Source organism: Bacillus sp. FSL M8-0266, assembly GCF_038613425.1.
Taxonomy (GTDB): Bacteria; Bacillota; Bacilli; order Bacillales; family Bacillaceae; genus Bacillus; species Bacillus pumilus.
Genome location: NZ_CP152015.1, coordinates 845,477 through 860,741, shown reverse-complemented (window position 1 = coordinate 860,741; position 15,265 = coordinate 845,477). Strand labels below are relative to the sequence as shown.

The window sequence follows — 15,265 nt, the reverse complement described above, 5'->3', positions numbered from 1 at the left end:
GAAGGGAATCAATAGCTTTCTGCAAAAAAAGAACAGGACGAGCGCTTTCTCGTCCTGTCATCCATCACACAATCGTTAATCCAAGGTCTTTTAATTCAAGCGAAACAAGTCTTGCAATCGCATCTGCTCCTTCTTTTGTAAAGTGCGTGCGATCCTCTACGCCTGTTGACAGCATAAAGTAAGAAGTCGTTTTCTCTATGCCGGAAATTTGATAAAATTGAAGGCTTGCCGTATTTAAATCAACAAGAAGGACTTCTTCTTCATCAGCTAGTTCTTTCATAGCGGCACAGTAATCAGGGAAATCATTGATATATTCTCCGTCTTTTTCATGAAAGCGGCCGACTGGCGTTAATAAAAGAGGTGTAGCGCCTTTCGCTCTTGCTCCGTGAATATATTGAGACAAATAGCTTTTATACGTCGTGAAAGGGTCTGTATGCCGTTCAGGCTTCTCCGTTGAAGCATCATTGTGCCCCATTTGTGTAAGCAGCCAGTCCCCAGGCTGAATGTCAGCCAATATTTTATCAAGCCGTCCTTCTTCAATGAATGTTTTTGAGCTTCTTCCACCGATTGCGCGGTTGTCGACGCTCACGCCTTGCGCTGTATAGCGATGTAAAAACTCTCCCCATCCTCCTTGAACAGGACGATCCGGGTAAGATGCAACGGTTGAATCACCAGCTAAATAGATGGTTGTCATGTTCATACGCCCCCTTGTTCATATAGCCACTTTTATAAGCGATGCGGACATCCAAGTGGCTGCTGAAAAGATATGAAACAATCAGCATCGCTACTTCATTCATTCTCTTTTTAATGATCAAAACCCTGCTTACCGGTAGATGTGAATACGTTAAATATGCGGCGGAAGTTCTACTTTTGTCTCAACGGCTTGCTTTAATGCCTGAAGCATATAGCCAATTCCTTTATATGGAGCTAGCGGATAAATCGCTGTTTGATGAGGAAGTAATAAAGGATCGATCACCTTTCGATATTTCTTTCCACCTAGTATCACTAGTTCATCATATGCAGTGAGATGTTTTTCATGAAATTGCTCACTTAGTGCTTCTCTTGTCATCTGATCAGCATGCGGTGTACCAAAAGCCACATCATAATTTTCATGAATGATTTCATCTTCTTTTAAGAATCCATGCTTCGCTGATATGATCAGCCAGTCTGAAAAGAACGTTTGGGCATAGCTTTTCGTACGCTGATGCAGTGGACTTAAATAAACGAGGTTCGCCGGCTGGCTCCCTGCTTCTGGATGGACGTCCCAAATTTTCTTCGCCCCACATGGAATGATACATACTCGCTTCACTTGATTTTCTCCTTCCTTCGTCGATACATTCGATACAACATACAACCTAGCGCTGTGCCGAGTGTATTTAAGAGAATATCATCTATATCGCTGCTTCTTGTAATCATACCAGATTGCGAGAATACCCATTGAAGCACTTCAATCATGGTTGACAAGAAAAAGCCAGCAAGAATCGCCTTTTGCCAGCACATGGTTCGGAATGCTTGATAGAGAAAAAAACCAAGTGGCACAAATAACAAAATGTTCCCTGCCAAATTTAAAAAAACAAGATTGGGATAGCCGTGATGATAGGCATGGAGATTTTGATAAATGGACTGCAAAGGCATGAGGTTGACACTCACCTGATCCCTTGGTGCGGAAAAACGATTAGGAAAGACCGTCAAATACAATAAAACATTCGTATAAATAAACAGACAGGCAAGAACGATTTCTGTTCGTAAATAGATAAATCGTTTTTGCTTTTTCGCCTGTCTGTATCTCATATGTAAATAGAGCGGGACGAGCAAGAGAAAATAAGCAATGGAAAACATCGCACTGAATGTCATACGGAGAGCTGCCCCTTTCTCACATGATGCTTGACCATATTTACAGCTTATTCAGGCCTGCCCGCATCTATTCATCACTTATTCTCCTATTCAATAACGAGACACCCATATTGACAAATCGTCAGTTTTCCGCTAAACTGACTGACATTCAGTCATTTAAGGTCGGTGATGATGTGTCGAAACGAGAAAAGATTATGCTTGCTGCCATTGACGCGTTTAAAGAAAAAGGAATCGAAAAGACGACCATTTCGGATATTGTGAAAGTAGCAGGAGTGGCGCAAGGAACATACTATCTATATTTTCCTTCAAAGCTGTCTGTCATGCCTGCTATCGCAGAACATCTGATCTCGCAGATGGTCCCAGCTATTGAAAAGGAATTGACTCAGCATGCGGATGTCCTCGATCAAGCAGATGCGCTTGTTGAATTCATCTTCTCTTTTACAAGACAATACCGTGACGTCCTTGCTCTGACCTACTCAGGCTTAGCTGCCACGGAGCATTTAAAGGAATGGGAAGATATTTATGAGCCGATTTACAAATGGGTCGCTGCTTTTTTAGAAAAAGCTAAGCAGGACAAAAGAGTCCGTGCGAATTTGAACTGTCAATATGCAGCCAAATTCATTATCGGTTTACTTGAATCGTCTGCTGAACAAATGTACTTATTTACAGAAACAGATACAGAAGAGGTTCTGATTCAAAAGCTAGAGGTAAAGCAATTTCTTCTTTACGCACTTGGCATAGAGACACCTTAACTTAGTACAGCACTTGCTGTACGCTCTTTTTTGGTTTTAAAATGACGAATCGTCAGTTTTAAGTTTTAGGAGGAAATACGATGAAAAAAAGCTGGATGTATGTCGCACTCACTTGTTTATTCGAATTACTTTGGGTGTTTGGTTTAAATAGAGCTGATGCGGTGTGGGAGTGGGCGATCATTATCTGCCTGATCCCGGTTGATTTTTATTTTTTAATGAAAGCCTGCGAGAAGCTGCCGACAGGGACCGTGTACGCCGTGTTTGCCGGAGTTGGAACGATTGGTACGTCTTTGATGGATTACGCGCTGTTCGGCGGTTCGTTTTCATTAGAAAAGCTCTTATTTATGGGCATTTTAATTCTCGGCATTATTGGACTAAAAGTGTCTGATGGAGATGCACATGAACAGAAAGGAGAAGCGGTATAAATGGGTTGGTTTTTTGTACTATTAGCCTCTGCCTGCGAAATCGGCGGAACCATTGGTCTCAATATGTTTAGTAAAAAAAAGCAAATCACGACAGGCATTTTATTTGTCGGCGGATTTGCCTTATCCTTTTTGTTTTTATACGCCTCGTTCTCTTCCGTTCAAGTATCCGTTGCCTATACGGTCTGGATTGGACTTGGGACGGCGGGCTCTGTCTTGTTTAATATGATTCTATTTAAAGAGCCGAAAAACATGATTCGTATACTCAGCTTGCTGCTGATTGTGATTGGCGTCGTTGGGCTGAAGTTATTTGCGTAATTGAATAACAAAAAAGGAAGGGAGTCAAAGCCCCTTCCTTTTTCATTTCTCGTTTAATGGGTATCTTGCTGCTCGAGCAAGAGATCCATTGCGTAAATCGATTCGCCTTTTTCATCTAATAAAAAGTACACAATTAAAGGTTCTCCAAAAGCTGCTGTCTGCTGCGTGAACAAAACACAGGTGAATTTTTCGATACCAATTGGAAGCTTTTTTTTCAATATAGGATGAAGAATAGGCGAAGTCCGAATTGTATCTACATCAACATCCCAACGTTCGTTTTTTAATGTTGGATAATGCTCTGATAACATTTGGTGTAACATGTCGGTCGTCCACGCTGCTCTTCCATTGTACCCATCATCTATTATGTTGATGTTATACATCCGACGGTTGCTCACCCTTTGAAGCATTGATTCGTATTCCTTTTAAGACAAATCGTTTCTGACCATCAAGAGTACAAGTGATCAATGTCAGTTCATTTTCCCCACGATCCTTTAGTACATCAACATCCGTCGGTTCAATCGTAGCTGAGCTGACAATTTTGTATTCATATGTTTCAGCTTGATGATGTAAGACGACTTTTTCTCCTTTCGGCACCTCTGGCAGCTGCCTGAAAAGCCGATCACCTCTATACCCTCTATGCCCTGCAATCGTGAAATTCCCTTCACCTGGCATTTGATGAGATTTGATCTGAGTCAGTGCAATACCTAAATTTTCTTTTGATGTAACAGGAAGCACTTTTTCGTTTAAATCAATTGACGGGATCTCTAGCTCCATCACATCTCGAAGGTCTTCTTCTGACACAGTTAGATGTGGAATAGAAGAAAGGGCATCACTGTCATTTTCTTCAATCATCTTTAATGCCTGTTCCATTGCTGCTGTCTCTTGAGAAGTTCGCCACTCATATATAAAAGGAACGGAGATGAGCATTAGCCCCGCGACCACCAAAAAGCTGCCTAATAAGGTTCTTTTTTTCATCAATACACTCGTTCCTTCCTTTTACTGAATGGTTCTTCTTCTAAGAACAAGAAGAACAGTTCCAGAAACTACTAGTAAAATCCCTGCATACATCATATAACGCAGCCATTCTTCTCCAGTCTTTGGCAGTTCACCGTTTGAGTCATGAGGTGGATGTTGATCCCCTTTAGGTGAGGCTGGAGGATTCGTGTGGTCCTCTTCATTCTTCACTGGAGCATTTTTCACAATCATTGTCTTGATCTCCATTTCGCCCATTTGAATTGTAAAAGCGAGTGGTTTCTTTAAAGCTACATAACCATTTGGAGCTTTCGTCTCTGTGAGTGTATATTCACCAGGTTTAAGCCCTTTGACAATGGCTTCTCCGTCTTTTCCTGTTGTCACAGATTTTATGGTTTTCCCGGCTTTTGTACGAATGTCAAAGGCTGCACCTTTTAAAGTTCTATCTGTCTGCTGGTCTACCTTTATGATACGCAGACTTCCTAAGATCAAGTGATTCTTCGCTGTTAATTGAAGTGGCTTCTGCTGATTTTTCTCAATTGTAAACAGGATCGGCTTATGATCCAATTCATAGCCATGAGGTGCTTTCGTTTCAACGAATTGATATTCTCCCGGTTTTAGATCGTTGATGCGAAGCTTTCCTTTCTGGTCCGTTACAAGTGATTTCTTCAACGTTTTCCCTTCTTTACTCAGAAGAGCAAACTTTGCATTTTCGAGCGTATGTCCCTCATCATCCACTTTGGTCAGTTCCACTGCTCCCGGCGTCAGTTTGTTGATCATTTCTACTTTTGCTGGTTTGTCTTGACCTAAACGGATCGTAAATGAGACAGGTGTCTGATCCAATTCATAGCCGGCAATGCTTGCTGTTTCGACAAATTGATAGGTTCCTGGCTTCAGTTGATCGACTGTCAGTTGACCGTTTTTGTCTGTCTTTAAGTCTTTCTTCACACGCTGATCGTGCGCATCAATCAGGTCAAAGGTCACGCCAGCGAGCAACTGACCATCCTCCCCTTTTTTCTGAAGCTTCACAGCACTTGTCGTCCGAATATTTTCTTTTGTCACTTTTACCAGTTGATTTGGATTGAAATCAATCTTAAAGTCTACTGGTTCTGCATCAAGTTTATGTCCAAAAGGAGCCTTCGTTTCAACCAATTGGTAAGCGCCTGGTTTCAAATCGTTGACAGTGATGATGCCTTTCTCGTTGGTTGTTAAACCTGACATCAATTCTTTACCATCGTCATTGAAAAGTGTAAATTCTGCGCCTTTCAATCTTTCTTTTTCTTCCCCTATTTTTGTTAGTTCTACAGAACCTTTCTTGAGCTGATTGATGGCCTCCACTTGAATCAATTCTTTTTGACCTAATTCAACTTGAAAGACAAGTGGTTTCGCACTCAATTCATAGCCTTCAAGACTTTTTCTTTCAACAAATTGATAGGTTCCAGGTTTTAGACCTGTGAAGGTGATTTTTCCATCCTGATTGGTTGTAATCCCTTCTCCTCCTGCCACTATCTTTCCTTTGGCATCAGATAGATCAAAGACAACCCCTTCTAATGATTTCCCATCTTCGCCTTTTTTGTGTAACAGCACTCCGCCTGTTGTGCGGCCATTTTCTTTTGTCACACTGACCAGCTTCTGAGGGTTAAATGGAATAGCAAAAGTGACAGGTGTTTCGTCAAGCTCGTGACCGAATGGAGCCTTCGTTTCAACAAACTGATAGGTTCCAGGTTTAAGATCGTTGACGATGATTTCCCCGTTCTGATCAGTGACGAGACCTGTTTTCATCTCTTTTCCATTTGCATCTACAAGCTTGAATTCTGCTCCTTCAAGCACTTCATTCTTTTCACCAAGCTTCGTGAGCTGGACAGCTCCAGTTTTGAGATCATTGATCACTTTGATCTCTGCCGGTGTTTTTTGTGCGATTTCGATGGTAAACGGATAAGGTTTATTTTTCTTTTGATAACCATCAATACTCTCTGTCTCCGCGAGCTGATATTTGCCCGGTTTGAGGTTATCGACCAAAAGCTTCCCATCTTCATCTGTTGTCAAATCTTTACGTACAACTTCGTCATTTTGATCCGTGATTTCAAATCGAACACCTTGAAGCTTCTTACCATCTTCCCCTTCTTTCATCACTTCTAATGCACTTGTTTCATATAGGTTCTTTTGTGAAATGATGACTGGTTCTGTTGGATCGAGTGGTACTTCAAATTTGATTGGTGTTTCATCTAATACATAACCATCAGGTGCTTTTGTTTCAATGAGCTGATACGTACCCGGTCTTAGTTCGTTTATCGTGATCTTGCCATTTTCTCCTGTGACAAGCGAACCATTTAGCTCATGCCCGTCTTGATCTAAGAGCTTGAACTGTGCACCTTCTAGTCTCTCTCCGCCTTCACCTATTTTGCTCAATTCAGCAGAACCTTTGCTGATGTCATTTACTGCAGTTACAATCGTTGTTTCTGTTTGATTTTCTTTGATTGTGAACGGCCATTTTTGCTGATTTAATTGATAGCCTTTCGGTGCGTTTGTCTCAACAAAATAATAGGAACCTGGCTCAAGATGTTTGAAAAGGATTTCTCCTTTTTCGTCCGTTTTCAAATGGGTTTGGACGGTATCTCCAGATTCATTTTTCAGTTCAAATTCTGCATTCTCTAATACCGCACCCGTCTCTTTGTCTTTTTTCGTTAACTTAACATGCTGGCGGATTTCTTGGTTCTGCACCGTCATGCTATTTCCTGTTTTCGCTTGATCCCCTGATTCGTAGGGCTGATCAATCGTTACATTGATTGGTTCCTTCGTCTTAATATAACCATCAGGTGCTTTCTCTTCTGTCACGATATAGTCACCATACAGAAGACGATCAAATCGAAGAGCTCCTTCTTCATCTGTTGTCTTTGTTCCAATGACGATACCGCTCGCCGCATCTGTCAGAGAAAAGCTTGCTCCTTTTAGCGCTTTTCCACTACTCTCATCTACCTTATTAATGGTTAAAGCGCCAATCGCTCCTGTGCCATCTCCCATGCCAGCGGTGCGTTTGACCACAATTGAGGCTTCGGATTCCTTTTTGATTTCTTTTACATTTTCACCTCTAAACGTTACTTCGTTTTGAAGTGTACTTCCCACCTTATCTAAAATGAGAGATTGGTATTCTAAAATATATGGTCTCGTGATTTCTTCTTTAAATTTGATTTGAAAAGAATCTGGATCGAATTCAAGGTCTAGTTCATAATCCTTCCCTTTTTCCAGCTCTTCCTTTTTGGTCACTTGCCCCTTTTCATCTATTGTCGTTGAATAGAGATGAAATGAGTTTTCTATTATGGCTTGGTTACTGCTCGGATGGTCTATAATCGTCGCATCTTGGACTGTTGATTGACCAAAGTTGATATTCAGTTTCCAATCAATGACCTTCCCTTGTTGATTTCCTGATTTGCTCGTGTATTTCCCCCCATTTGGAATGGACACCACAGCATTCACGTCTGATTCTTTCGTCTTCCCATCATAAAGAGTCGCTTTATTTTCGTAGGTTTTCTGTACTAAATCCATTCCTTCAACACTTGTTTGATACGTGATTTTGTACGGGGAATCAATGGCTTTTTTGAAAATGACTTCGAAGCCTGATTCTCCTTTTTCATTTTCAAGGAATTTGATGTCATAATGTTCTTTCGCTAATACCTCTTTTTCTTCCGCTCCATTTTCCCCGCCTTGTAAATCAAGCGAGTAGATGGTGATTGAATCTTTAAGCAAACGCTGATTTCCTTGAATGAAATCCTCGATTTTCGCCTCTTCTAAATGTTTCAAGTTATAGTTCACACCGATATTCCATGTGATCTCTTTTTTCTTTGCATCATAGGTTCCGTTCTTGAACCCATTTGACTGTGTGTATGTGTCAGGCGTGAAGACAGATTGATTTTCCTTCGTCAAATCCTTGCCATCTTCATTTATCCATTCAAGCTTTACATGATTACGCAGGTTCTTTTGATCTTTATCTGCTCTTTTTTCATAATCAAAAGACGTTGTATATGTGACGGTATGTTCTGTCTTAATTTCTTTTGTAAATTGAATATCAAATCCATTTGCATGTTCAACTATTTGATAATCTGTGCCTTCTTCAAGCACTGTATTACCTGTCGTCACTTTTAAACTATCTTTTTGCAGCGTCAATCCTTCGTTTGTAAACGTATCTTTTAGTATTAGGTTGTTCATGGTTTGTTGATCTTTGTTGAAGGTGATACGCCATGGAATGGTCTTGTTCTTGTAATTCGGTGTTCCATGATTTTTCGTTAGGATTTGTTGGTCAATTCTTTGCTTCCCTTGTTTGCTCTCTTTGCCAGCTGTTACAGTATTGATAATCTCTTCTGCTTCAAAAATCCGCTCGGTTGCTTTTGTTTGATATGTGATGAGATAAGCCGATTGAATATCTTGATTGAATTGCAAGGTAAACCCGTTTTGTTCATCCTTTTTTTGAGGTTGAACCACATAATGTTCAAATGCTTTTGTTCCTGACTCTTTGCCATCCTGATCAATTGTGACTTCCTTGACTTGAATTGAATCAGAAATCAGCGCCTGTGTGCCATTAAAGAAGTCTTCTAACAAAGCATCCTTTTCAGCAATCTTTTTTTCGTTATAGTTATAACGAATTTCCCACGTAATTGTTTGTGTGACTGGATCGTAGTGGGCGGCTTTTTTATTTAAAGGACTGCCTCTTGTCACATTCACTGTTCCTTCTGCTGAACTAATCACTTTATCAGCAGAGACAAGGGATGCTTTATTACGAAACGCAGACTGATCTTGATTCGTAATGTCCGTTTCATACATTAAACGGTAAGCTAGATGCACGTCATCTTTAAATTCAATCGTGAAATCTTGACCATCTGCTGTTTGGCCGATTGTGTAGTGGTTTTCGTCAAGCAGCTGACCAAGCGATGTTTCACCATTTAGCTTTGTATCAACACGATAAAGCTTGATTGAATCTTTTTTTAACGCTTGACCTTCTTGAATCGGATCTAAAAGTCTCGCTTGTTTCAGATCGTCTAAGTCCATATTAAAATCGACTGTCCATTGAATGGTTTCAGCATTGTAAGATCGATTTGGTTCACCCTTTTTAGAGACGTTTGGACCATTTGGAATGTATTGAATCGGGATCGATATCGTATCTTTGCCTTCAATCGGGGTAATGACTACTTCTTTTTCTTCAGTAATGACTGTTTTTTGATCTAATTGCGTCCACACTTGAAGTGTTCCATGGATATTTGAAAATTGTTTGATAAAATCAGTGAATTCGATGGAGGCATTTCCGCTCTCATCTACAGAAAAATAACCAATGGTTGCCTGATTAAATTTCATCTCGAGACGATCGATTTTTTCATAAATCACTAATTCCTCTGGAACCTTGAAATGGAATTCATCCCCGCCATTATAACTATGACCATTTGGGATCGCCCACTCATAGTTAATGGAAATAAGCGAGTTGATGTCAGGCTTATCAATTGAATTTCCTTCTTGATCTTCAAAAATTAATTTCGCATCAGTGAGAAGATTTTCTTGTATCTGCATTTGTTTTGAAACACTTTGCAGCCCTACACGCTTAGATACGCTCACTTTGTTTTTTAGTAATTCATCTTCATCACTTTGTTTCGTTTGAGCGGCTTCTTGATTCTTATCGTTTTTTTCAGATGAGGTTGAGTCATCTTTTGGAAGGCTTTCTTCACGCTCTTTTTGCTTTGTTTTCTCTTTTGGCTCAGCTATACTGGTGACATCGATGTCTATTGATCCTTCTAAATTTGGATCAAGCTCAACATCTTCTTTAAATATGACCGTTACTTCATTTTGTTTTGAAACGGTATACTCACCAACAAGTATGTCACCCACAGTAATGGGTTCTTTCTGCTCCTTCTCTACCTGTATGGCTGAAGGAAGAGAGAGAACATAGGGATGTTGCTTTATTAGATCCATTCCTTTTATCGACCAATGGACAATTGCCTTTCTGACTTGCTGGTCTTCCATGCTTGATAACTTGTTTCCTTCGCTGTCAGCAAACTCAATATCTCCATAAATGTTTTCTTGGCTTTCTTTTGCTTGTGCCCCTGCTAAAGGCAAGATTCCTAATATAGTAGACTGTATGACTAACACCGCGATGAGAGCCAATGACAATATTCTTTTCAATACATCCACCCTTTTCTAAAATTAATTTTCAACAATGATAAAAAAATCATTTGTATACTGTCAGATCAATCACTCCGCTTCTGATCAAATATTTTCTACAAATTTGCACCTTAAGACCCTATGAATAAAATGAGTTGATCAATCATGAGCTTGAAAGGAAATCATGAGTAGTGGATATAATAACTGGATAGGGGTCTATAGAAATGGGGAATAGTGAGAGGATCGTGAAAAGAATAAATGTGAATTTTTCTATTTATACTGGAATGAACAATAAATAATGTGTACATGCATATATAAGCATGTACTCACATATGGTTCGTTCATATGAAACAAGCATGTATCATATGGTATGTATGGTGAGACAGTTCAGCATCATATAGATCGCATTCCTTTCTACTCCCTTTCATATGGTAATCAAAAAGCTGCTGCGTTTTATTCTTACATTTACCGTTTCAACAGCAAAAAAATAAACGAAATATCTAAAATGATCCATTTTTATAGGATTCATGGCTTACTTATCACCTTTTAAAAGAAAAATATGAAGAATCAGCGCATAACATTTGTTTTCGTCTTTTTTTTTTCTCTTTTATCATGAAAAGTGAAGACAAAACGATTTAGCCTAAACATTACAATCATTTCATGCCTATTTTGAGAATCAACTGTTCTTTAAGTGAACTTCATAATATAGAGGCAAGCCAAGGGAAGGAGTTAGTTGTTTGATGGAGCTCATTGATAATAAATCAAAGAGATGGATAAACATTTTAAAACTGCTTGTATCCAAAAATAAGTGGTGGAGCCTTCAAGAGATATCGAATGAACATATCGGTTCGGTTCGTGCCATTCAAAGCGATTTAGAACAAATGAAATCGTTCAAAACAGAGAACGGTGAGCCGTTAATCCACATAAAGCCAAGACAAGGCATATCCATTTGTTATACACAGACGATACGAGTGGACTACTATATCAAGGAAATTTTAAAAGATACGATTGAAATTCGATTGATTGATGGCATTTTTTTCGAACAAAACAGGTCTTTCTATGAATGGATGGACACGCTTAATATCAGTAGATCCACATTGTATAACACCATTCATAAAATCAATTCCATCCTTATCTCTTATGACATTGAATTGCGCCCAGATAGTATGCAGTTCCATGGAAATGAGAAGGAGATTCGTCAATTCTTTGTTGAATTTTTGTTTGAAGTGTATGGAAGCCGGCTTTGGCCATTCGATGATATTCAAAAGCAAGATGCAGTTGATTTATTACAAGAGCTATTTCAGGTGATCGAAGTCAATGTACCAGATGTGGCGATAGATAAATACTGCCTGTGGTTCGCCGTTTCCATTCACCGAATGAGGAAAAATTTCACAATAAGCCGTAAATATACGTACTCAATGAAAGAGGAAAAACAAACTTCTGCAGCCAAAGGGATCTATGATCAAATCAAAACATGGGAAGAGCATATTTGCCAAATGACCAAAGACGTATTTGATGTGACGCTGGATCATCATGAATTTGTCTTCTTGCTATTGATCGAACCAGCTATTGGACACTTTAAATCAATTGAAACTGTCGAAGAAAAATTGACGTTCTTCCAGTCACATACACCACGACTTTATGATGCCATTCATTCATTTATCAACCAATTGGAGTCGATTTTTCATCAAGAAATAGCGAATCGCAAGGTGATGACACTCGTTCTTCTCCAATATTATGTGTATTCCAATGAAATTACCGTGAGAGATGGATTCCTTTTCAAAAAGAAATCGAGCTATTTATCAGAGGTGAAAAAACAGTTTCCTTATTTCTATTCGAGGATTACTCATATCATCCAAGAGTTAAAAACAGACGATATCCTCGGTCCTTTTGTGAAAAATGAACGGGAATTGATTCGTATGATTACGTCGTCCTGGAGAGGGCTTGTTCAATTGGAAATGGAACGGAGAAACGTGTTGAACATATTTGTTATTTCAACATTAGGCTATTATCATAGTTTGTTTATTGCGGATTTAATTAAATTAAGCGTGCCTCCTCTCATTCACATTTTCACAAGTCCAGAGAATACATTAAATGATGTCACGATGGAGGAACTTGGGATCGATATGATTGTGACCGATACTGAGCTGCCTCTTCAATTCGGACAATCTACGCTACTGATCAGCTCTTTTCCAACAAAGAAAGAATTGGACAACTTGCACTCAAGATTGGTTGATATGATCGACTAATGTATATCAAAAAAAGCTGCTGAGGAGCTCTCAAGCAGCTTTTTGCTTCTGTATTAATGAAGCACTATTTGTTCATTCATCAAATCAATGGCATAAAGTGATTGCTCATATTCATCTAATAGAAGGTATACTTTGAGCGGTGCAGCCGTTTGATCTGTCTGCTGCGTGAATAGGACACAAGTGAATTTTTCGATCCCCTCTGGCAGCTTGCTTTTCAGAAAAGGATGAAGAATAGGAGAGATTCGAAGGGTATCAACATCTTTTAGCCAAAGTTCATCTTGTAACGCAGGATAATGGTCAACCAAAAACTGACGAAACACTTCCAATGTACTCAAGGTAGATATCCTCACTTTCTTCTATCATGGCTTCAAGCTTACCTAAACCAAACATGTTCAAAGTCATCCTATGATGTCAGCCCACCAAATGTCGTATACTACTAGAGACACGATTTCATTTTTTTCAAAAAGTATTGTAGATCAACTTTACTGTCATGAGTGTTTCATATGAATGACGTCTACTAAATTCCAACCGATGGACCTATGATCATATTCTTATCTGTTTCTTTCGTGATGAAACGACAACTTCCTGCTACAAAATTCCAAATTTCTTCAAAAAATTGGTGCAATGAGACAAAAAAGAACAGCTCCTCACTGTTCTTTCAAAGAAAACACTTCGCCGCTCTCTGCATCAACACCATCATGGCAATCGAGCTTTCCGCATAGAACATAATGTTTTTGCGCTTCGTCATAGACGTAAATAGGTGTAAGTTCAAGACGTTCTCTCAATTTTTCATAGGCTTCTTTCTGAGATACAGAAATTTCACTTGCCGCTTGAGAAGGGCTCAGTATCCCGCACACTTGAAACATTTCTTTTTTATCTATGTAATTAACGGCTTCAAACGAGGTGGCGTCAATGAAGACCTTGATCTTGTCCATAAACCCACTGCCTTCTTGCCCGTTCGTTTTTAATATCGCATCGATGTATCCATGATCTCGATGGAGTGTTTTCAGAACCCACTTCCCTGTATCCTTTGGATATTTTTGCGCCAAGAAGGTTCGGGCTGCTTTGATACACTCAGCTTGCTCTTCTTTTGATATCGGGAAGGTATCTGGTGACGGTTCCAATGAGAAAGCTTGTTCAGCTGAAATATTCTCATGAATATTCATTTCTTTTTTTTCAAAAGCATTATTTAACGGTTCATTCCACTCAATGATCTCATTCATGTGTATACAATGCGTTTCTTCACGACCAATTTCAAACGGAAGAGTTCCTGTTCCATCGTTCTTCACATAAATTTCTTCTAACGCATAAATAGATCGGATTCGATTGTGCTCAAAGGAAGGCCATTGAAACAGCTCCACTTGCTGCTTAGCTATGTTCTCCAGCTTATCAAGGGAAAGCGCATATTTCTCAGCTTTCAGTAATGTTTTGGCTAAAAATGGGCCGTGGTGTGTAAAGTACATGAGCTGTCCATGTTCATTCCATTTCACTTCGATTCTGCCTGAAGGTGTTACTTTCATACCATCTATTGCTTCTTCGAAAGAAAGTTCCCCTTTCTTCTTCTGATGCATATGAAAATGCTCACCATAGATCAATCCTGTTTCTTGTTCGATCCATTGAATGACATGAACTGGATAAGGTCTCTTAAACATGACCCCATGCTGCGCATAGGTTTTGTCCATGACAAAAATAACCGATTCGATCTGTCCTGTATTCAAATTGACTTCAATGACAGCTGTGCCGTCTGGGTTGACATCGTCGTCCGCAGGTTCAGCTTCATGAGAGGGGAACCATTCCATATTCAATGTATAAATCGTTTCATTGAACATGTTGACGTAACGATGAAAGCTGTGTCTTTTTAGATCATAAAGATCTAAGCCAAATTTCGACTTTGTCTGATCAATCAGTTGTTGAATGTTTGCATTCAATCGTTTCACCTCAAAATAATGATGTTTTATGGAAGAAGAAAAATGACGATAAAGATGAAGATGATGATTACAGTAAAGAACCCTAAAGCTATTGCCATTATGTTTGACTCTTTTGTGTAGCCTGTTAATTCACCTACAGTCGATCGGTCGATTTTTCTAAAGCGAAAAAGCATGCTTATATTAATAAGAGCTAGAGCCATAATCAATAAGAAAAGTAGAAACATAGGTTGGATATCAAAGAATGGGTTCGATACATCTTGGAAGCTAAGTGACTGAAAGAACATAAGCCCACTCATTATCAGTTTCCAAACATTATCCATCCTCTGTTCCTTCTCCCACTCTTTCCCTAATTTTTCTCTTTCATAAATAGCTATCTGCTCGAAAATTGGAATAAAGGACTTTGTTGATCCTTTTTTAATAAAACCATAAATGCTTTGAAGGAGCATTAAAATTCCTAAACAAAGAAAGAAATGTGTAAATCGAATTTCAACAATTTGAATCAACATATAAAAAGCGATGATTAAGATAACAGCTATTAAATTAGAGACAGCTATTTGTTTCGTCCTCATCTTTTTTAGTGCAGCTTGTTCCATGCAATACTCCTCTCCGTTTCAAAGGCTTCTGTGAAC

General features: G+C 39.2%; 13 protein-coding genes. 4 read left to right on the top strand and 9 right to left on the bottom strand.

All coding sequences use genetic code 11. The features are described from left to right. Nucleotides 1–64 precede the first annotated feature (64 nt). The 3 genes from MKY83_RS04060 to MKY83_RS04050 all read right to left on the bottom strand — a co-directional run bounded on the left by MKY83_RS04060 (nucleotide 65) and on the right by MKY83_RS04050 (nucleotide 1,854). Complete coding sequence (locus MKY83_RS04060) at nucleotides 65–694, bottom strand: rhamnogalacturonan acetylesterase (RefSeq protein ID WP_003217853.1); 630 nt, start codon at nucleotides 692–694, stop codon at nucleotides 65–67. A 150-nt stretch (nucleotides 695–844) separates the two neighbouring features. Next, nucleotides 845–1,309, bottom strand: coding sequence for a DUF6884 domain-containing protein (locus MKY83_RS04055; RefSeq protein ID WP_065097467.1), 465 nt, complete (start codon nucleotides 1,307–1,309; stop codon nucleotides 845–847). Further along, complete coding sequence (locus MKY83_RS04050; protein WP_126741117.1) at nucleotides 1,306–1,854, bottom strand: VanZ family protein; 549 nt, start codon at nucleotides 1,852–1,854, stop codon at nucleotides 1,306–1,308. The genes MKY83_RS04055 and MKY83_RS04050 overlap by 4 nt, the downstream gene beginning before the upstream one ends. Before the next feature lie 194 nt (nucleotides 1,855–2,048). On the opposite strand from MKY83_RS04050, the gene MKY83_RS04045 reads away from it, so the two are divergent. From MKY83_RS04045 to MKY83_RS04035, 3 genes are all read left to right on the top strand, one after another. Beyond that, nucleotides 2,049–2,606, top strand: coding sequence for a TetR family transcriptional regulator (locus tag MKY83_RS04045; RefSeq protein WP_065097478.1), 558 nt, complete (start codon nucleotides 2,049–2,051; stop codon nucleotides 2,604–2,606). Nucleotides 2,607–2,686: 80 nt separating this feature from the next. Beyond that, entirely contained in the window at nucleotides 2,687–3,031 is a 345-nt protein-coding gene (locus MKY83_RS04040) for an SMR family transporter (protein ID WP_003217798.1), read from the top strand. Next, entirely contained in the window at nucleotides 3,032–3,346 is a 315-nt protein-coding gene (locus tag MKY83_RS04035; RefSeq protein ID WP_003217878.1) for a multidrug efflux SMR transporter, read from the top strand. A 53-nt stretch (nucleotides 3,347–3,399) separates the two neighbouring features. On the opposite strand, the gene MKY83_RS04030 is transcribed toward MKY83_RS04035, so the two are convergent. The 3 genes from MKY83_RS04030 to MKY83_RS04020 are packed head-to-tail and all read right to left on the bottom strand — an operon-like array spanning nucleotide 3,400 to nucleotide 10,489. After that, the gene (locus MKY83_RS04030) at nucleotides 3,400–3,726 is read right to left on the bottom strand and encodes a hypothetical protein (protein WP_044139713.1); all 327 of its coding nucleotides are present in this window, start codon (nucleotides 3,724–3,726) and stop codon (nucleotides 3,400–3,402) included. Then, entirely contained in the window at nucleotides 3,719–4,321 is a 603-nt protein-coding gene (locus MKY83_RS04025; RefSeq protein WP_044139755.1) for a class D sortase, read from the bottom strand. The genes MKY83_RS04030 and MKY83_RS04025 overlap by 8 nt, the downstream gene beginning before the upstream one ends. Before the next feature lie 21 nt (nucleotides 4,322–4,342). Then, nucleotides 4,343–10,489 carry a SpaA isopeptide-forming pilin-related protein gene (locus tag MKY83_RS04020; protein ID WP_342488185.1) on the bottom strand — a complete coding sequence of 2,049 codons (6,147 nt, stop codon included), beginning with the start codon at nucleotides 10,487–10,489 and terminating at the stop codon, nucleotides 4,343–4,345. Between the two features lie 710 nt (nucleotides 10,490–11,199). Here MKY83_RS04020 and MKY83_RS04015 point away from each other — a divergent pair. Continuing rightward, the gene (locus MKY83_RS04015) at nucleotides 11,200–12,708 is read left to right on the top strand and encodes a helix-turn-helix domain-containing protein (RefSeq protein ID WP_342488184.1); all 1,509 of its coding nucleotides are present in this window, start codon (nucleotides 11,200–11,202) and stop codon (nucleotides 12,706–12,708) included. A 53-nt stretch (nucleotides 12,709–12,761) separates the two neighbouring features. Here MKY83_RS04015 and MKY83_RS04010 read toward each other — a convergent pair whose 3' ends face one another. The 3 genes from MKY83_RS04010 to MKY83_RS04000 form a co-directional block, all read right to left on the bottom strand. Further along, the gene (locus tag MKY83_RS04010) at nucleotides 12,762–13,043 is read right to left on the bottom strand and encodes a hypothetical protein (protein WP_003217864.1); all 282 of its coding nucleotides are present in this window, start codon (nucleotides 13,041–13,043) and stop codon (nucleotides 12,762–12,764) included. Between the two features lie 312 nt (nucleotides 13,044–13,355). After that, nucleotides 13,356–14,645 (bottom strand): hypothetical protein, encoded by a 1,290-nt coding sequence (locus tag MKY83_RS04005; protein WP_342488183.1) that lies wholly within the window; start codon nucleotides 14,643–14,645, stop codon nucleotides 13,356–13,358. 17 nt (nucleotides 14,646–14,662) lie between these two features. Continuing rightward, nucleotides 14,663–15,229 (bottom strand): hypothetical protein, encoded by a 567-nt coding sequence (locus MKY83_RS04000; RefSeq protein ID WP_106067567.1) that lies wholly within the window; start codon nucleotides 15,227–15,229, stop codon nucleotides 14,663–14,665. Between the last annotated feature and the right edge of the window lie 36 nt (nucleotides 15,230–15,265).

What these genes read in the sequence shown, in the direction of transcription:
- MKY83_RS04040 (WP_003217798.1), top strand. Translation starts at nt 2,687, where the DNA reads ATGAAAAAAAGCTGGATGTATGTCGCACTCACTTGTTTATTCGAATTA.
- MKY83_RS04035 (WP_003217878.1), top strand. Translation starts at nt 3,032, where the DNA reads ATGGGTTGGTTTTTTGTACTATTAGCCTCTGCCTGCGAAATCGGCGGA.
- MKY83_RS04030 (WP_044139713.1), bottom strand. Translation starts at nt 3,726, where the DNA reads ATGTATAACATCAACATAATAGATGATGGGTACAATGGAAGAGCAGCG.
- MKY83_RS04025 (WP_044139755.1), bottom strand. Translation starts at nt 4,321, where the DNA reads ATGAAAAAAAGAACCTTATTAGGCAGCTTTTTGGTGGTCGCGGGGCTA.
- MKY83_RS04060 (WP_003217853.1), bottom strand. Translation starts at nt 694, where the DNA reads ATGACAACCATCTATTTAGCTGGTGATTCAACCGTTGCATCTTACCCG.
- MKY83_RS04050 (WP_126741117.1), bottom strand. Translation starts at nt 1,854, where the DNA reads ATGACATTCAGTGCGATGTTTTCCATTGCTTATTTTCTCTTGCTCGTC.
- MKY83_RS04015 (WP_342488184.1), top strand. Translation starts at nt 11,200, where the DNA reads ATGGAGCTCATTGATAATAAATCAAAGAGATGGATAAACATTTTAAAA.
- MKY83_RS04045 (WP_065097478.1), top strand. Translation starts at nt 2,049, where the DNA reads ATGCTTGCTGCCATTGACGCGTTTAAAGAAAAAGGAATCGAAAAGACG.
- MKY83_RS04000 (WP_106067567.1), bottom strand. Translation starts at nt 15,229, where the DNA reads ATGGAACAAGCTGCACTAAAAAAGATGAGGACGAAACAAATAGCTGTC.